The sequence below is a fragment of the Rhodococcus sp. 15-649-2-2 genome (genome assembly GCF_002258645.1).
In the GTDB taxonomy this organism is placed as follows: Bacteria; Actinomycetota; Actinomycetes; order Mycobacteriales; family Mycobacteriaceae; genus Rhodococcoides.
Window position 1 is genome coordinate 15,822 of record NZ_NPFM01000027.1, and the last position, 17,898, is coordinate 33,719.

Below are 17,898 nucleotides of genomic sequence, written 5' to 3' on the forward strand. Positions count from 1 at the left end.
ATCACGACGATGCCGAATCCTCGGGCGATCGTGTCAGCGGGTCATCGAGAGAATCGTCGTCGAGCGCACCGAAGGGCTGTGCCTCGGCCACGCCGTCCAACACCGCCGGACGTAGAGCGTGCGGAACGGCCAGTACTTCCTCGATCCTGACGAGAATGCCCTGTTCGATCAGCGATCGAACACGGTGATCGATCAACTGGGCCGTACGCAGATCTTCGCCTTCCAGATCGGCGTAGTCCTCGCCCTCGTTGTTGACGGGTAGCTCTTCGGTCATGGCGGCGAGCAACGTCTGCACCGCAAACGTGTTGGCCAGTGACCGCGACACGTCGGGGTCGTCGGCATCTCCCGACAGCTGCACCCGCACATGCTCGGCAACCAGTTCGTGCACAGTCTCCGCGCCGCGGCCGGCCAGTGAATGCGCATTGTCGCCCGGCCTCGCAGTGTCACCGTCGATGCGAATCAATTCGGTCGCGATGGCCGTCGACCAGTAATCGACCGTGGCGACGCCCGCGCCCACTTCGGTGGGATCGAACGGAGCCGCACCGACTGCGCGCTGAAGATGAACATCGTCGGACACTGCCAGCCCATCGGCGACCCGAGCGACGATGTCGTCCAATGCCGGCAACAGTGGCAGCACCGAGATGGCCGCCAGTTCCTGTGCGAGAGACACATTGGGAAGGTCGATGTCGTCGGCGTCGAGCATGTCGGGCTCGTCGCCTTCGAGGAAGTCCGAGAGATCTTCCATGCAGTGCGCGTAGTCCTCGGGCGTGCCGTCCCAGAGATCGGTTTCGTCGAGGAAGGTCAGGTACTGCAGAGACGTGAGCACAAGATTGACCGCGGTGTCCTCGGCCGTGTCGGACTCCTCCTGGAGGATGCGTTCCGCTGCGTCCACCAGCAGGTGCGCATCGGCCGGCAGCCAGGCGCTGGGGGAGAAGCCCTGACGGGCTCCGGAAAGCTGGGTCAGCGTCGACGAGACGAGCCGTGAGATCGCCTCCGACTGTTCCGACATCTCGCTCTCGTCCAGCCACTCCACGAACCCGTCGATCAGATCGGCGATCCGTTCGCTGTCGACACCGGACGGAGCCGGTCGGGACTGCTGATGACGCCGTTGCCGGGCCTTGGTCTTTTCTGCACGTTTCTGTCCGCGGTTGGCAGGCCGCTTCGATCCCATGGGTGGCAGCTTATCTGCTGGGATGTCCGGTTTCGTCGGTCCATGCCTCAGTCGAGCAGGAACGCGCCCGCCGACGGCGGAAGAATCGGGCTCGGACGACGGCGATACAGCTCGGCCGGCCGGCCGCCGCCCGCGGCCGACGTCGCGCCCGTCCCCTCGAGGGAGCCGAGGACATGCCGTCGAAACGTGTCTTTCGGAAGCGGGCGATCGAACACGATCTCGTAGAGCTCACGTAGTTCGAGAAGTGTGAATTCCTCGTCGATCAGCAGCGCGGGATCTACCTCGCGTGCGTAGCGTTCACGCAGTTCGAGAACGGCTTCGGCCACCATCTCGCCATGGTCGAAAGCGAGCGGCGACGCCGGTCTTCCGTTGTCGATCAGTACGAATTCATTTGTTGCAGAAAGCGATCGGGTCGAGACCGCAGCGCTGTGCGCCATCGACAGAACCCATCCACGGTCGTCCCGATGCGGGGCGTCGAACATTCTCAGTTGGTGAAATGTGAGATCGACGATGCCGGACTTGGTCTGCAGTGCTCGGTCTGCAGCGTCGGCGAGATTCTCCTCGGGTCGCAGGAATGTGCCCGGTAGGGCGCGGCCCCGTTCGGTCGGCACCACAACCACGTGCAATCGACGTTCGCGGACGGTCAGTACTGCGACATCGACAGCCACGGAGGGGCGGGGGTAGTCGGTCAGAGCTTTGCCGTCTCGGTCTCGCCAGGTCATGTGTTGCATCTTAGCGTGAATGTGATCTAAGTTTAGATCAACATCGAGCTAAGGGGTAAGCATGCAGTTGACCGACATTCAGCGGGATCGAGCGAGGGGCGTTCTGCTCGGAACCGCAGTAGGAGACGCACTGGGCGCGGGTTACGAGTTCGGATATCCCTCTCCGGAGACCGAGATCGACATGATCGGCGGCGGTTCGTTCGACTGGGCTCCGGGAGAATGGACCGACGACACCTCGATGGCGCTCTGCGTCGCGCGGGCACTGGACACAGGCGGGGACGTCGACGACATCGCCGAGAATTTTCGCGCGTGGTTCGCGCAGAACCCGCCCGACGTAGGAAATCAAACCCGCGCCGTCCTCTCGCAGGCCACGTACAGCGGCGCAGGCATGACGGCGGCGGCTGCATCGTTGTCGGGGAGAACCGGTGGGAACGGATCGCTCATGCGTACCGCGCCGGTTGCGTTGGCCTACCTCGACGATGCGGCCGGTTGTCGAGCTGCCGCGGCGCGGATCAGTGCCCTGACGCATTCCGACCCGCGGGCCGGTGAGGCGTGCCAATTGTGGAGTCACGCAATTCGATACGCAGTTCTACACGGTACGTACGACGGCCTCGTCGAGTTTCTCGACGAGGCTGCGCGTGAGGTGCGGGACTACTGGCGGCCGTTGATTCATCAGGCACAGGTGGGGGAGCCTGCCGACTTCTCCAACAATGGCTGGGTGGTGCACGCGCTGCAGACTGCATGGTCGGCAATCCATCGCAGCGCCGGCGAGGAACGGCCCTTGGCGGCCGCTCTGGAACTGTGCGTTCGTGCAGGCGGTGACACCGACACCACGGCGGCCATTGCCGGAGGGCTCCTCGGAGCGCGCTGGGGAGCCTCGGCCGTGCCGCGTGGCTGGCGCGACATCGTCCACGGCTACCCCGGGTTGCGCGCCGACGATCTGGACCGAATCACCTCGAACATCACTGCAGTGAAAGAACTTTCATGACCATCATCGACGTCGTTCAGGGCGACATCACGGACGTGGCGGCCGGCGCGATCGTGAATGCCGCCAACGCACGTCTGCTCGGCGGCGGCGGGGTCGACGGTGCTATCCACCGAACCGGTGGGCCGACGATCCTCGCGGAATGCAAGGCACTGCGGGCCACGACCCTGCCGCACGGCCTCGACGTCGGCGCGGCCGTCGCGACCACTGCGGGCAGATTGCGAGCCGACTGTGTCATCCACACCGTCGGTCCGCGGTACTCGCGGCACGAGGACAGATCGGAGTTGCTGCGCTCGTGCTACGCCCGAAGTCTTGCTCTCGCTGCATCGATGAATCTGAAGTCCATCGCATTTCCCTTGATATCCGGCGGATCCTTCGGATGGCCGATGCACGACGCAGTGACTCAGCAAGTGGTGGCCGTGAAAGCTGCGAGGCCATCGGTCGAACTGGTCATGCTGGTCGCGTATTCCCACTCGAGCGCCGAGTTGACGCGGCGGTTGGTGGGTTGACAGCAATCAGGTGTCGCAGCCGATTCCATCCTTGTCGCGGTCGAGTTTCGAGCTGTACCCCGGCTCACCGGCGTAGATCGGGGCTGCGCCCGCCGCACGGACCGCATCGCAATTGGCGTACGAGACGACGGGTGGCACCGCGACCAAAGGCGCGGGAGCGGTGTAGACGGGCTCCGGTGTGTAGACCGGCTCGGGGATGTACACCGGCTCAGGATCGGGCAATGGAATGTACTCCGATGTCGTCGGAACCTCGACGATGGCGGCTACTGCTTCGGTCGTCGGGGCCACGGTGGTCGTCGTGGTCGGCGTCGGGGTGGTCGTCGACGGCGGCGCGGATGTCGTCGTGACGGTCGGCAGGGCGGGCACGGCCGCGACCGGGGCGACGGCGGGGGTCTCGGGTTCTGTGGTGGTGGTCAGTCCCATGAAGATCAGGGCGGGGAGCACTGCGATGGCCGGTACGGCCCACCCTCGACGACCGCGACTGGGCGACAAGTAGAGATATGCGACGCCTGCTCCGACCATCAGTGCGCCCACGAGCAGCGCGCCGAACTCGAACGACACGAGTGCGCCGATCGAGAAGATAGCGCCGAAAACGATTGCAAACCAAGCGAACACCTTCCCGTAAAGGGGGCGGCGTGGAGTCTCGGGCTCGGGTGCGGGGCGCTGGAAGGGTGGCGGGTAGGCGCTGGTCATGGGGTTCGTCCTCGGGTCGCGAATGGTGTCGATACCGCGGAAACGATGTGCCGCGAGACCGGAAGCAACCACTCGATTCAGTCCGAACCGGTCGGTCGCATTTCCGTTCACCATGTCGCATTCACGGTGGTTGTCGTTACACCCGGCCAGGTAACGACAACCACGTCGTCAATAGCGTTCGCGAAAGCCACCGATCGCGGTGATGGAATTACCGTCGGGATCGACAACGGTGCTCAGTCGAACGCCTTTGTTCGCGTCCACTATGTCGCCGAACTCGACCCCACGGGAGCGCGCCGAAGCGACGAACGATTCGAGATCGTCGACGGCGACGTTGAACTGTGACGACCCGGCACGCTCGGAGTCGACCGTCACCTGCACCCATGCAGCGGGGGCGGCCTGCCACTCCACCAAACTCGGCATCGGGTTGTTGTCTGCGGGCCGATCGAACAGCCGGCGATACCAGGCGTCGGCCGAATCGATGTCGCGTACCGCGATCACTGCAAAGACATGCTCGAACATGTCGTTCTCCTTCGTGTCGGCAAAGGGTTCACGGATACTGACCGGGATCGGCGGCCGGACTCATCGCGCAGAACCTGTCGCCAGGCTCGAGTAGGGTCTTTACGAGTCCGGAATCGGGCTTTCCGCTACGAACAGGCAGGGGATCGCAACGGTGCTGACACTCCACCGCGCCGAGCGCGCAGGAACCCTCGCCGACGCGCTCGCCGATGTCCTGTCCGTGCCGTTGGACGACTGCTTCACCCCTGAGATCGTGTCGGTTCCGGCCAAGGGTGTCGAGCGGTGGCTCACTCAACGTCTCTCGAGCACCTTGGGCAGTCCGCACGGTGACGGCATCGCCGCGAACATCGATTTTCCGAGCCCGGCAAGGCTGGTCTCACGCGCGGTCGGCGCGGTCGACGACATCGACCCGGACGACGATCCGTGGGCAATGGGCCGAGTGCTCTGGACTGCTCTGAGCGTCATCGACGAGTGCCGCACCGAACCGTGGGCGGCGGTGCTGTTCGAGCATCTGGGTGCGGGGTCCGAGGACCACCGTGTAGGACGTCGCTGGTCGACGGCGTCTCATGTGGCAGAGCTGTTCCGTGCGTACGGTTCTCAACGACCCCAGATGATTCGTGATTGGTTCGCCGGACGATTCACCGACGGCCTCGGCGGCGATCTCGACGACGACCTGCAGTGGCAACCGCGAGTGTGGAAACTGGTGCGGGAGCGGATCGGCAGTCCCAGCCCCGCCGAGCGGCTGCCCGAGACGTGCGCTCGGCTACGTGATGAGCCGGATTCGGTGGACCTACCGAGTCGGTTGTCGGTCTTCGGGCCCACCCGATTGACGACCGATCAGCTCGACATACTGGGCGCGCTCTCGGAGCACCGCGACGTACACATCTGGGTTCCGCATCCCAGCCCGTCCATGTGGAACGCCCTGGAGAACATTCCTGCGGTGACGCGGCGACGAGACGATGCGACGGCCCTTGCCGTCGAGCATCCGCTGTTGGCCAGTCTGTCTCGTGACGTCCGGGAACTGCAGGCCACCACCGCGTCGGTCGCGGCGCACTCCGTCCACCATGAGGGCCCCGAGATCGCGAACACCCTGCTCGGGCGGATCCAATCGGACATCGCTGCCGACGTCTCACCCACTGCCGCAATGGAATCCGACGACCACGTGACGACGACGGATGACACGGTGCAGATTCACGCATGTCACGGACCCGCCCGGCAGGTCGAAGTTCTGCGTGAGTCGCTGCTGCATCTTTTCGCCGGCGACCCCACGCTCGAACCGCGGGACGTGCTGGTGATGTGCCCGGACGTCGAGACCTACGCGCCGCTGATTCGAGCCAACTTCGGGCAGGCCGCGTTGGTGCATCCAGGACACCGCCTGCGTGTGCGACTCGCCGACCGGGGCTTGCGCCGCACCAACCCCGTGCTCGATGTCATCGCGACTGTTCTGGACTTCGCCGAAGGCCGGGTGACGGCGAGCGAGCTGCTCGACTTCGCTGCCAGCGGTCCGGTCCGAGAGAAGTTCTCGCTCACCGACGACGATCTCGAGCGACTCCGCGAATGGGTGACGGCCTCCGGTGCGCGCTGGGGTTTGACCGTGAGACAACGAGAAGCGTTCGGTCTGAACGGTTTTCGGCAGAACACGTTCAAATCTGCCCTCGACCGGATCCTCCTGGGCGTGGCGGCCGACGAGACCCACAACGAGTATCTCGACCTTGCGCTGCCTCTCGACGACGTCGACAGCAACGACATCGCCCTCGCCGGCCGTTTCGCCGAGCTGGTCGATCGGCTCGCCTCGGTACTGCGAGCGCTTGCCGGTCCGGCGTCGGTGACCGAGTGGACGCGGCAACTGGGCCGCGCACTCGATCTGCTCGCCGACGTGCCTACTGCCGACGAATGGCAACTGGCACAAGCACATCGCGAGATCGCAGACGCCACCGAACACGGCGGGTCGGTGGAGCTGCGACTGGCGGACGTGCGCGCCATGCTGGCCAGGAGACTGGCCGGAAGACCCACGAGAGCGAACTTCCGCACCGGCGAGCTGACCGTGTGCACCATGGTTCCGATGCGATCGGTACCGCACCGAGTGGTGGTGCTCCTCGGGCTCGACGACGAGGTGTTCCCGCGAGTGGGAAGCATCGACGGAGATGACATCCTGGCCCGCGACCCGGCACTCGGTGAACGAGACATTCGCAGTGAGGATCGGCAACTGCTGCTCGACGCGGTGATGTCGGCCGAGGAGAAGCTCCTGCTGTTCTACACCGGTGCAGACCCGGTCGACGGTTCGGTCAAGCCGCCCGCGATTCCGCTGCGCGAGCTCATGGACGTGCTCGAGGTGACCGCGGGTCGAAGCGTCGAACATCGGCATCCGCTGCAGCCGTTCGATCCTCACAACTTCGAGGCCGAACGTCCGTTCAGTTTCGATACCGTCGCGTTGGCCGGAGCGGTCTCGCAGCAACGTGCGCCCCAGCCCGCGCCTCCGTTCCTGCCCGCAGCTCTCCCGCCTGCCGATCGAGACGATGTGGAACTCGCCGATGTGATCGCCTTCGTCGAGAACCCGGTGCAGGCGTTTCTCCGCCAGCGGCTCGGCTTTCGTGTTCCCGAGCTCGAGGACGACCTGGCAGACAGTCTCGACATCGAGTTGGACCCGTTGTCCCGGTGGAACATCGGTGATCGGATGCTTGCCGCGGTGCTCGCGGGCGGAGACATCGGAGAATTCGCCGACGCCGAATGGCGCCGCGGAACCCTTCCGCCGTTTCATCAGGGCCGACGCGAGATGTCCGACATCCGACAGATCGTCGGAATCATCGCCGACGCGGCCGCGCCATTCCACGATGGACCGGCCGACACCACGGATGTTGCGGTCGATCTCGGCGACGGACGACGCCTGACCGGAACTGTCACCGGAATACACGGTCGCGTTCTGGCGCGTTCGTCCTACTCTCGGCTCGCCGCGAAGCATCGACTGGCTGCATGGGTGCGGTTGCTGGCGGTGGCCGCATCCGAGCCGGGCGACTGGAGCGCCGTCACCATCGGACGGGCGAGTGGCATGCGCCCGCCTCGTCGATCGCGACTGACGGCACCACGAGATCCCCTTGCCACCCTGCGCGTGCTGGTGAATCTGCGCGATCGCGGATTGGCTTCGCCGCTGCCGATATCGACCGGCACTGCATCGGCGTACGCGGAGAAGCGGTTCGGCGGCGGATCCATCGAAGACGGATACGATTCCGCCACCTGGGCATGGCGAGGAGACTTCGGCGACGGAAACGATCGCTCGCTGCGGTACGTGCACGGTCCGGCCCTGTCGTTCCAGACGCTGCTGGCCGCGACCCCACTTGCCGATGAAACCGACCCGTCCAACGAGACAAGCCGCTTCGGCATCCTCGCACGCACACTGTGGGACCCGCTGCTTACGGCCGAGAACATGGGGAACGCATGACAGCCCCGCACGCATTCGATCTGCTCGGCCCGATGCCTACCGGAACCACGGTGCTCGAAGCCAGCGCCGGTACCGGCAAGACCTACGCGATCGTCGGACTGGCCGCGCGCTATGTCGCCGAGGGCATCGCCGAAATTTCCGACCTGCTTCTGGTGACGTTCAGCCGGGCCGCAACCCAGGAACTCCGCGATCGCACTCGCAGCAGATTCGCCTCGATCGCGCAGCACCTTGCAGACCCGGAAGCTGCTCGTGCAGAACGAGATCCATTGGTGTCGTTCCTGGCATCGGCCGAGGACGCCGAGGTGGAACGCCGTCGCAGAAGACTGCGAAAGGCACTGTCGGACTTCGATGCCGGGACCATCGTCACCACCCACAGCTTCTGTCAGCGCATGCTCGACGGGCTCGGAATCGCGGGGGAGCGCGAACCGGAATCGACATTCGTGGAATCCGTGTCCGATCTACTCGAGCAGGTCGTGGACGACCTGTACCTGCAGATGTTCAGTGGCGACGACGAACCGCCGGCATTCAGTAGGCGGGATGCGCACCAGTTGGCCTTGGCGGCCGTGGGCGACCAGCAGTCGATTCTGTACCCCGACACAGAAAATCTCGACGGGGACGACGGTAACCGCGAGCCGGCGCTCCGCGTGCAGTTCGCCCGAGAAGCGCGGCGGGAACTGGAACGTCGCAAACGGCTGCTCGGGGTGCGTGACTACAACGATCTACTCGGACTCCTGCATTCGGTGTTGTCCGATCCCGTGCACGGTGAGGCCGCCTGTGCGCGAGTGCGAGACAGGTTCAGAGTGGTGCTGATCGACGAGTTTCAGGACACGGACCCGATGCAGTGGGACATTCTGCGACGGGCGTTTCACGGATCGACGACGCTGATTCTCGTCGGCGATCCGAAGCAGGCGATCTACGCATTCCGCGGGGCAGAGGTACTTAGCTACCTCGATGCGGTGAAATCGGCAGATCACCTGTATGAGCTCACTGCCAACTGGCGCAGCGATTCCGGGCTACTCGATGCGCTGCACCATCTGTACGGCGGCGCAGCCCTCGGACACGACGACATCGTGGTTCACCGTGTCGAAGCCCGAAACCCACCGTCGCGGATGTTCGGACACACCCCGCTGCGGCTGCGCTATCTTCCGCGAACCGGTGCAGGCCCCCTGCGACAGGGGTTTCCGGCAGTCGATCGACTCCGTTCCAAGGTCGCGGCCGACGTCGCGGCAGACATCGTCGAGCTGCTGTCCAGCCGTGCCACGATCGACCGACCGGACGGCCCCCGGGCGATCGAACCGCGAGACGTTGCCGTGCTGACCCGAACTACCAAGCAGGTGGCGCTGATTCGAGACGCGCTGGACGCAGTCGGCGTCCCGTCGGTGGTGTCGAGCAGCACCAGCGTGTTCGGCACCGAGAGTGCCCGACACTGGTTGTGGCTGCTGCAGGCGATCGAGCAACCGCATCGCACCGACCGCGTTCGACTTGCCGCCCTTACCCCTCTGCTCGGGTGGACTGCCGCTCAGCTCGACTCCGGAGCCGAGGATGCTCTGTCCCAGGTCAGCAGCCGACTGCGTGAATATTCGATACTCTTCGACGAGGCGGGGTTCGCTGCAGTATTCGAGCGAGTGTCGGCCCAGTCCGGACTCGACGCCCGTTTGCTCGCAGTCGACGCGGGTGAACGGACCATGACCGATCTGCGGCATATCGCCCAATTGCTCAATCGCGCAGCAGTATCCGAGTCGTTCGGGATCACCGCACTCACTCGCTGGCTGACCGACCGCATCAAGGAACCGGCAGCCGGTGGATCCAGCGACCGCAGCCGACGACTCGACAGCGATTCCGCCGCAGTGCAAATCATGACGACACACGGCAGTAAGGGGCTCGAATTCCCCGTCGTCTACCTGCCGTACGCCTGGGACACATTGTTCTTCAGCAAGCCGTCGACGCTGCTGCTGCACGAGAACGGCGACCGGATTCGAGACGTCGGTGGACCGTCGGGAGTGGGCTACGCGGCCAGAAAGATGATCAACGACCAGGAGGAAGCAGGCGAGGAACTGCGGTTGCTCTACGTCGGCCTGACCCGGGCGGAGAGCCAGACAGTGCTGTGGTGGGCACCGGGCCGCAATACCGCCACGTCGTCGCTGCATCGCATGCTGTTCGGCCGCATCCCCGGGATTCCCCAACCGGAGCCGTCGTACAAGGTCCTCGACGATGCAACCACAGCGAACCGGCTTCAATCCTGGGTCGGGTCCGCTGCCGACATCATTTCCATCGAACCGGTGGGGCCGGGTGCACCGTCCACGCGGCATTGGGTCAGACCCGGGGAACCGTTGCTCGACGTTGCCGCCGCGCGGTTCGACCGAACTCTGGACCTGTTGTGGCGTCGAACGTCCTACTCCGCGTTGACAGCTCATGCTCATGACGCGGCGCACGTTCAGCTGGAGGTGGGGGTGACAAGCGAAGCCGAGCATCCCGAGAAGACCGACGAGCCGGCCGAACCTCAGTCGAACAGTGACTACACAGAAGATTCCAGGTTGGAGGGAATCGAGTCGCCGATGAACGGCATGCCCGCCGGCGCCGCATTCGGAACGCTCGTGCACGAGGCGCTCGAACACGTTGACACCTCCGCTCCCGACTTGCTTGCCGAGCTCGAACTTCGCTGCAGTGCAGCGGTCGCGTCGCGCATGGCCGAGGTCGATCCAGTGGCGTTGGCCGCAGCCCTTCTGCCGGTGATGCACACGCCGTTGGGCTTCGGGACGCTTGCCGACATCGCGCCTTCCGACCACTTGGCAGAGCTGGACTTCGAGCTCCCGTTGGCCGGCGGTGATGATCCGGTGGCAGCGACGGTCACCCTGAAATCCGTTGCGCGGCTGATGCGTCGGCACCTCGATGTTGCCGACCCGCTCGCGTCCTACCCCGATCTGCTCGACGGTATCGAAGAAACACCCCTGCGCGGCTTTCTCACCGGAAGTATCGACTCGGTTCTACGAGTGCCCGGGCCGCGCTACGTGGTGGTGGACTACAAGACCAACCGGCTCGCCCGAGGTGATCTGACGACAGGCAACTTCACCCGGGAGAAGATGGCTCAGGAGATGATGCGCTCGCACTATCCGCTGCAGGCAATTCTGTATGCCGTTGCGCTGCATCGATATCTGCGGTGGCGTCAACCGGGCTACGACCCCCAGGAACACCTCGGCGGAGTTCGGTACCTGTTCGTGCGGGGCATGGTGGGGCCGCACACTCCTGCCGGGTGTGGGGTGTTCGACTGGAATCCGTCCGCGGCGCTGGTGGTCGAGCTCTCGGATCTGCTTGCCGGAAAGGCGAATCGATGACGAGCGTGACCACCGCACTGCGCGGCAGCGGCCTTCTGCGTACGTTCAACGATGCAGGTGTACTCACCGCCGCCGATGTGCACGTGGCATTACGTCTGGGCGCGCTTGCCGGGGAGTCGTCGGAGCATGTGCTCTTGGCCGCTGCACTGACGGTGCGTGCCGTGCGATCGGGATCGGTGTGCCTCGATCTGCGCCGACTGCGAGATGTGACGGTCGACGAGGAATCCGACGTCGATCCAGGCGCGCTTCCGTGGCCCGATCTCGTCGAGGTCCTCGGCGCACTGTCGGCCAGTCCCCTTGTCGTCGGCAGTGCAAACGGACCGTTGACGCCGCTGAAACTCGTTCACACCGATGAGGGTGAACTCCTGTATCTCGATCGGTATCACCTGCAGGAGAGCACGGTTCGTGATGCTCTCGAGCAGCGATCGCAGTCTCACCCGCGGTCCGATGCCGCCGAGATCAGCCGTGCTCTCACCGAGTTGTTCGTCGACGAATCGGGTGCGCCCACTGTTGCTCCCGATCGTCAGCGGATAGCGGCAGCCCTGGCAGCGACCCAATGGACCACGGTCATCGCAGGCGGGCCGGGAACCGGTAAGACCCACACGGTGGCTCGGATTCTGGCGTTGCTCGTCCGGGAACACGGAAGCGATCTGCGCATCGGGTTGGCGGCACCCACAGGCAAGGCCGCAGCCCGATTGCAGGAGTCGGTGTCCGAACAAGCGGAGCTCCTCGGACTGCCGGTAGACCTTAAGGCGATGACACTGCACCGGCTTCTGGGCTGGAAGCCCGGCAGCAAGACGAGGTTTCGCCACGACGGGGAGAACCGCCTGCCCTACGACGTCATCGTTGTGGACGAAACATCGATGGTGTCACTGACGATGATGTGCCGGCTGCTCGAAGCCGTCCGCCCCGAATCACGCTTGATCCTGGTCGGTGACCCGGACCAGTTGACGTCCGTCGACGCAGGCGCGGTGCTGGCGGACCTCGTGGCCCGGCCGGTCACCGGCACCGAGAACCCGGTGCTGGCGCAGCTCGTCGACGACGATTTCGCCGCAACCGAGGATCCGGCCGAGGCAGCCCTGAGCCCGTTCGAGCGGGACCGATTGCGCGGCGGCGTCGTGCGGCTCAGTCGAGGCAGACGGTTCGGCGGGGCAATCGCCCAGTTGGCTGTGGCCGTGCGCGACGGCCGGGGCGACGACGTGATGGCGCTGCTCGAGTCCGGCGCAGAAGAAATTTCCTTTCATGGCCCCGACGACGTGGATGCGCTGCGTTCCGACGTGATCGAGACCGCAGCCGAGGTCACCGCCGCCGCAGCAGCCGGAGATGCCTCCGCGGCGCTTCTGGGTCTGGAGAAGCATCGCCTGCTGTGCGCGCACCGCGAGGGCCGATGGGGTGTCGCGCGATGGGATCGGCAGGCGATGGAGTGGGTGGGGGAGTACAGCGGAACTTTTCTCGATCCGTCACTGTGGTACCCCGGTCAGCCACTGTTGGTGACGGCAAACGATCACGAAGCGCGGATATACAACGGCGACACCGGCGTTGTGGTGTTGGGAGACAACGGAACCGCGATGGCAGCGTTCGCCCGCGGGCGCGGCCATGTGCTGATCCACCCGAACGTGCTCTCGTCGGTTCACACGGTGTACGCGATGACGATCCACCGCAGTCAGGGCAGTCAGTACGACACCGTCTCGGTTCTTCTCCCCGCCGAGGCATCGACACTGCTGACCCGAGAATTGCTCTACACCGCGATCACTCGCGCACGATCGCACGTGCGGGTGATCGGTACCGAGGATGCCATTCGCGCGGGCGTCGAGCGTCAGGTGTTACGGGCGAGCGGTCTGCGACGAACGATCTTGTAGCTTCGGTCAGCGGCACGCGTGCCGGGCCTCGTTCGTCGCGGCGTCGATGCTTCGTGCGACCGAAAGCCAGGTGCGGGCCAGATTGGACCACACAGCCACCGAGTCGTCTCGACCCGCGCCGGCCGACCGCCGGGCCTGTCTGGCGGCCGAGCGATGGAGGGCCACGGCACGAGCCGTCAGATCGTCGAGGTCACTGTCGATGCAGACGGATCGAACGGTGTGTGGGTCGACTCGGCGACCTGTCAACTGACACAGCGCCTGCAGCGAGCCCAGCTCGGCAGGAACCTCGGAGGGCGTCTCGGAAGAGTCGGCCGACGTGGCGGTCTCGGCCGCAGAGGCGACGAGCCCGCGCTGCAGGTCCCTCGGCCCAGATGACACGCCATCGGCTGCGACGCCCCAGACACTGAGGAACGAGGGGTGCGGAACGTTCCAGATCTCGCGGAACGCAAGTGTGATCATCTCGGCAACGAGCGCGGCATCGGCTCGGGAGTCGGTTCGCGTGAGATCGATGACCGATCCGTCGGCGATCGGCTTGCCGCGGTTCAGCCATCCGAACTCGACCAACTGCACGTCCATGGCCGACGTCTCCGGGGCGTCCGGGTAGAGCAGCGAAGGAATCGCCGCAACGGTGACCAGGACTCCGGTGTCCGTCGCTGCCACATCGATGTACGGCCGCAATCCACGTTCGCCGGGGCTGGCCTGAGCGGCCGTGACCGTGACGTAGTCACGTCTGGGCAGGGACCGAAGGCACGCGTGCAGATTCTCGGTGAACGTGGCCCACGCGAGCGCGGTGGTGGAGTCGAAATGGCCGTTCTGCAGTGCGTTCACGGTGCAAACCCTCTTCTCGGACGAGAACTGATGCCTGTGGGTCAGACGGTAGCGAGGGGGTCCGACAAGAACGCGGGTGTCAATAGACGTCCCGCAGATAGCGCTTGGTCTGCTTGAGCTCGTTGACGTAGTCCTCGGCGGCGTCGGGGGAGCGGCCGCCGTGCTCGGCGACGATCTCGTGCAGTGCTTCGTCGACGCCCTTCGACATACGGGCCGCGTCGCCGCACACGTAGAGATGCGCACCTGCCTCGAGCCAGCCGTACAGCTGCTTGCCTGCCTCGATCATGCGGTGCTGCACGTAGATCTTCTCGTGCTGATCGCGTGAGAACGCCACATCCAGTCGATTCAGCAGACCGTCGCGCTCGAACTCGATGAGCTCGTCCTCGTAGAGGAAATCACTCGACCGATGCTGATCTCCGAAGAACAGCCAGTTGTCTCCCGCGGCACCTCGCGCGCGCCGCTCGTGCAGAAATGCTCGAAACGGTGCCACTCCGGTTCCGGGCCCGATCATGATGATCGGGGTGTCGTCATCAGGCAGGCGGAACGACTTGTTGGCCGACAGGAACACGCCTGCCTCGTTCCCGTCGCCGACTCGATCGGCGAGGTACGTCGAACAGACGCCGCCGCGGTCACGCTCGGCCGACCGGTATCGAACGGTGGACACCGTCAGATGCACGGTGCCTTCGTGGGCGATCGGTGACGACGAGATCGAGTAGACGCGATGCTGCAGTGGACGCAGCAAGCCGAGAAATTCGGCGGGATCGAAGGCAGGTGACCGGTCGAGATCGAGAACGTCCACGACGTCACGTCCCCACGTCCAAGCGTCGAACGATGCTCGGTCGCCGTTCTGCAGGACGTGATCGAGTTCTGCGTCGCCGGCGTGTTCGGCCACGGCCTCGATCAGGTCCATCGACGGGATACCGATTTCGTATTCCGTCGTCAGCGCCTGTGCGAGCGTAATTTCTCCGGACTTGGTGTGCACGGCGGTGTCGGCGGGCACACCGAGCCGGTCGACGACGGCCGAGACGAGTGCTGCGTCGTTGACGGGTTTGACGGCGAAACCATCCCCGGCCTGGTAGGCGATACCGCTGTCGCCCAGTGCGATCGCGAAGTGCCGAACTTCCTTTGCCGACGTGGGACCGGACAGGCGTCGATTACTCAGAATCTGTGCGCGATAGGGGTTCTTCCGATTCCACGGTGATCGCTTGGGTGCGGCCTTGGTGGTGCCGAGATCGCCGGTTGCAGCGTCGATGTCCTGTACCTGCCTTGCAATTGCCGTCGTCACGGTCTGTGACGGGTGGAGGGTCGAACCTTCTGAAACCCTAGTGGGGACCGCTCGAACTGCGGTGCAGGACCTCGATACCGTCGGCCGAGTAGGCGACCTCGTACCCGTCGGACAGCGCCCGGTCGATCGCCTGACGGTCACCGGCCTCGTCGGTCGGCCAGCCGGCAGGCCGCGCTCGATTGACGACGATCCAGTCCGGGACGGTCGAATCGGTGGCGCGTTGGGGAAAGACCGAGACGTCGTGATCGGCGACGAGTTGGGCCACGAGATTGTTCGACGCTGCAACCTGGTCATCGGCGGGAATCCACTCCGAGATCTCCCGGGCGGTCGCGGCCTGCGGATCGATCGTCCATTCCTGTGCGTGCACCATGCGCGCCATCGGTAGGAACGGCAACGCCACGACTGCGAAGACGGCCACGAACGCGACGATGTAATGACGACCGCGTTCGGTGAGCTGACCGTGTCGGTGACTGCGTGCGAACGCGTCGAGCAGAGCGATGAACACGATCACCATCAGGGTCGCGTTGTAGTGGTAGATCGGCTTCCAGAAGTTGGTGTTGTCGCTGAGAAAGCGCCATGCGACCGTCGGGACGGCGATCAGCAGGAGCGGCGAGCGCAGGGCGAAGAATCCGGTGACCGCGAGCAGCAGAAAGGCTGTGGCCGCCCGAGAATCGCCGGCAACCAGGCCGTGTGCGGTGTCCGCGATGCCTTCGCCCAGCGGGGGCAGCTTCGAGCCCTGGTCGTACGAGTTGTCGGAGCTGAGCATCGGGATGATCATCTTGACGGCGAGAATCACCCAGGTCAGGCCCCATACGGCAGTCAGTATCCCGAGGATTCGGGTTCGACCGCCGGCCCACAGCGCCACCAGTGCGCCGATCACGACGACCGTCAGACCCATGTCCTCCTTGACGAAGACCAGCGGCAGAGCCCAGGCCAGGGCGGGCAGCCAACGCTGACGAACGAGGGCGACCATCGACATCGCCAGCAGAGGCATCGCGAACGCCACTTCGTGGAAGTCGAAATTCAGCGCCGCTTGAACGCCCCAGGACAGTCCGAACGCCGCCGCGATCACGGCACCGGTAACCGCCCCGAACTTCTGTGTTGCCAGCCTGCTGATGGGGATCACGGCCAACGCGAACAACACGGCTTGGGCGATCAGCAACGTCTCGGCGTGTGGAAACACCCGGTAGACGGGTCCCAGCAGCGCGGTGATGGGCGAGAAGTGATCACCGAGCGTGTTGTAGCCGGTACCCAGAAGATCGGAGGTCGGTGCACGAAACTGCGAGTACGAGGCGACCTGTTGGACGAATATCCCCAGGTCGAATCCGGACGTACGGAGTTGCCGATGGCCGAGCACGGACATCGTCGCGTACAGCGGTGCCAGGACGACGAACGCGAGAGCCGGCACGATCGTCTCTGCAGTACGGATCCTCGTACGCCAGTCCAGGGGTGCGGTGTCGATGTCGGTGACAACCGTGGACTTCTCGATAGTGGTCACGAGGACCGATGTCTACAGCACGGACGTGAGATGTTCCTGAGAACCGCAGGTCAGCGCTTACGCTTCTTCGCGGGTTTGCGACGCGGCGGCTGTGAGGTGAGGTGGTAGTAGAGAGCGTCCTCGGAATCCTCGACGACCACATCGATGTAGTCGCCCACCTCCAGATAATCGTCGACGGCAATTCTGTCGGTCGAGCCGATGACGGCTTTCACCGAACGAGCGGGTACCAGCCCTCGGCGTCCGTCCGGACCGACTGCGAGGGCGTACCGGGGACCGGTGCGGGTGACCCGGGCACGAATGAAGTCCGGATCCTTCGGGATGGGGTCGGCCGCGAGGACGTTGCCGTCCTTCGATGCGGCGGTCAGTGAATCGAGCTGTGCCGCGAGATCGTCGGCCATTGCATCCACCTGGTCGAGCAGGTGGGCCATGTGCGCGGCGTAGTCGGTGTGCTTCTTGGTGGGCTTGAGAGCCTCGCCCGGCTTGTACATGTCTTCGTGAGTCAGCTCGCCCCACGCGTCCTGCAGGCGTGTCTTGACCTGTACTTCTACTTTCACATCGAGGTCGCCCTGATGCGTGGCAACTCGAACGACCAGCACTGCGTGGTAGGCGCGGTAGCCACTGGGCTTGGGAAAGGCAACGTAATCGGTGGGTGGTTGCGCAAACCGCACCGAGCATTCCGGGTCGTTGCATGCACGCTCGAGCGCTGCGACGAACGTGAGCTGATCGCGCGGGGTCTTGCACAACACCTTGACGCCGACCAGATCGGGTAGGGCTTCGGCAACGGCGTCCGCGTCGGTCGGTTCGGTGATCCGGCCCTCGGAGACGTAACGGCGCAATTTGTCTGCGGATCGTCCCGGGTCCTTGATGCGCGCCGTCTGTGCGTTCAGTCGATCTCGATCGACGTCTTCGAGTATCTCGTCGGCGATGGTCTCGAGGAAATTCTGCGCGGTGACGAGAGCGGCTTCCCACGCCCGGCGGCGCTGCAGGTACAGCTCCTCGACCAAGTCGTCGATGCTCGTTGCCGATGTCACGATGCCGAGGTTAACCCAGATATGTGGGCAAAC

The 17,898-nt window shown here is 64.8% G+C and carries 13 protein-coding genes; 5 read left to right on the forward strand and 8 right to left on the reverse strand.

The genetic code is table 11. From position 1 onward, the window contains the following. Position 1: 1 nt before the first annotated feature. Complete coding sequence (locus tag CH305_RS17555; RefSeq protein WP_094704432.1) at positions 2-1,171, reverse strand: hypothetical protein; 1,170 nt, start codon at positions 1,169-1,171, stop codon at positions 2-4. Positions 1,172-1,218: 47 nt separating this feature from the next. Beyond that, a complete protein-coding gene (locus CH305_RS17560; protein ID WP_032402731.1) occupies positions 1,219-1,893 on the reverse strand; it encodes a hydrolase in 675 nt (224 codons plus the stop codon). A gap of 61 nt (positions 1,894-1,954) precedes the next feature. On the opposite strand from CH305_RS17560, the gene CH305_RS17565 reads away from it, so the two are divergent. Further along, positions 1,955-2,881, forward strand: a complete 927-nt coding sequence (locus tag CH305_RS17565; protein WP_094704433.1) for an ADP-ribosylglycohydrolase family protein — start codon at positions 1,955-1,957, stop codon at positions 2,879-2,881. Continuing rightward, entirely contained in the window at positions 2,878-3,387 is a 510-nt protein-coding gene (locus tag CH305_RS17570) for an O-acetyl-ADP-ribose deacetylase (protein WP_094704434.1), read from the forward strand. Before CH305_RS17565 ends, CH305_RS17570 begins: the two co-directional genes overlap by 4 nt. A gap of 6 nt (positions 3,388-3,393) precedes the next feature. On the opposite strand, the gene CH305_RS29510 is transcribed toward CH305_RS17570, so the two are convergent. Beyond that, positions 3,394-4,080 (reverse strand): excalibur calcium-binding domain-containing protein, encoded by a 687-nt coding sequence (locus CH305_RS29510; RefSeq protein WP_256983844.1) that lies wholly within the window; start codon positions 4,078-4,080, stop codon positions 3,394-3,396. A 168-nt stretch (positions 4,081-4,248) separates the two neighbouring features. After that, the gene (locus CH305_RS17580) at positions 4,249-4,599 is read right to left on the reverse strand and encodes a VOC family protein (RefSeq protein WP_094704435.1); all 351 of its coding nucleotides are present in this window, start codon (positions 4,597-4,599) and stop codon (positions 4,249-4,251) included. 151 nt (positions 4,600-4,750) lie between these two features. Between CH305_RS17580 and recC the strand changes: the two genes are divergently transcribed. From recC to recD, 3 genes are read left to right on the forward strand one after another with little or no spacing between them, the layout of a single operon-like run. Continuing rightward, positions 4,751-8,032, forward strand: a complete 3,282-nt coding sequence (gene recC, locus CH305_RS17585) for an exodeoxyribonuclease V subunit gamma (RefSeq protein WP_094704436.1) — start codon at positions 4,751-4,753, stop codon at positions 8,030-8,032. Beyond that, positions 8,029-11,364 carry a UvrD-helicase domain-containing protein gene (locus CH305_RS17590; RefSeq protein WP_094704437.1) on the forward strand — a complete coding sequence of 1,112 codons (3,336 nt, stop codon included), beginning with the start codon at positions 8,029-8,031 and terminating at the stop codon, positions 11,362-11,364. The genes recC and CH305_RS17590 overlap by 4 nt, the downstream gene beginning before the upstream one ends. After that, positions 11,361-13,223, forward strand: a complete 1,863-nt coding sequence (recD, locus tag CH305_RS17595) for an exodeoxyribonuclease V subunit alpha (RefSeq protein WP_094704438.1) — start codon at positions 11,361-11,363, stop codon at positions 13,221-13,223. The genes CH305_RS17590 and recD overlap by 4 nt, the downstream gene beginning before the upstream one ends. A 6-nt stretch (positions 13,224-13,229) precedes the next feature. Here the strand turns inward: recD and CH305_RS17600 are convergent, their stop codons facing one another. The 4 genes from CH305_RS17600 to CH305_RS17615 all read right to left on the reverse strand — a co-directional run bounded on the left by CH305_RS17600 (position 13,230) and on the right by CH305_RS17615 (position 17,865). Then, entirely contained in the window at positions 13,230-14,051 is an 822-nt protein-coding gene (locus CH305_RS17600) for a hypothetical protein (protein ID WP_052058090.1), read from the reverse strand. 79 nt (positions 14,052-14,130) lie between these two features. Further along, complete coding sequence (locus CH305_RS17605; RefSeq protein ID WP_094704439.1) at positions 14,131-15,336, reverse strand: sulfite reductase subunit alpha; 1,206 nt, start codon at positions 15,334-15,336, stop codon at positions 14,131-14,133. A gap of 37 nt (positions 15,337-15,373) precedes the next feature. Next, complete coding sequence (locus tag CH305_RS17610; protein ID WP_094610004.1) at positions 15,374-16,834, reverse strand: DUF2079 domain-containing protein; 1,461 nt, start codon at positions 16,832-16,834, stop codon at positions 15,374-15,376. Positions 16,835-16,884: 50 nt separating this feature from the next. Then, positions 16,885-17,865: a GTP pyrophosphokinase family protein gene (locus CH305_RS17615; RefSeq protein WP_094610005.1), complete on the reverse strand. Its 981-nt coding sequence runs from the start codon at positions 17,863-17,865 to the stop codon at positions 16,885-16,887. Positions 17,866-17,898 lie beyond the last annotated feature (33 nt).

What these genes read in the sequence shown, in the direction of transcription:
- CH305_RS17555 (WP_094704432.1), bottom strand. Translation starts at nt 1,171, where the DNA reads ATGGGATCGAAGCGGCCTGCCAACCGCGGACAGAAACGTGCAGAAAAG.
- CH305_RS17560 (WP_032402731.1), bottom strand. Translation starts at nt 1,893, where the DNA reads ATGACCTGGCGAGACCGAGACGGCAAAGCTCTGACCGACTACCCCCGC.
- CH305_RS17565 (WP_094704433.1), top strand. Translation starts at nt 1,955, where the DNA reads ATGCAGTTGACCGACATTCAGCGGGATCGAGCGAGGGGCGTTCTGCTC.
- CH305_RS17570 (WP_094704434.1), top strand. Translation starts at nt 2,878, where the DNA reads ATGACCATCATCGACGTCGTTCAGGGCGACATCACGGACGTGGCGGCC.
- CH305_RS29510 (WP_256983844.1), bottom strand. Translation starts at nt 4,080, where the DNA reads ATGACCAGCGCCTACCCGCCACCCTTCCAGCGCCCCGCACCCGAGCCC.
- CH305_RS17580 (WP_094704435.1), bottom strand. Translation starts at nt 4,599, where the DNA reads ATGTTCGAGCATGTCTTTGCAGTGATCGCGGTACGCGACATCGATTCG.
- CH305_RS17590 (WP_094704437.1), top strand. Translation starts at nt 8,029, where the DNA reads ATGACAGCCCCGCACGCATTCGATCTGCTCGGCCCGATGCCTACCGGA.
- recD (WP_094704438.1), top strand. Translation starts at nt 11,361, where the DNA reads ATGACGAGCGTGACCACCGCACTGCGCGGCAGCGGCCTTCTGCGTACG.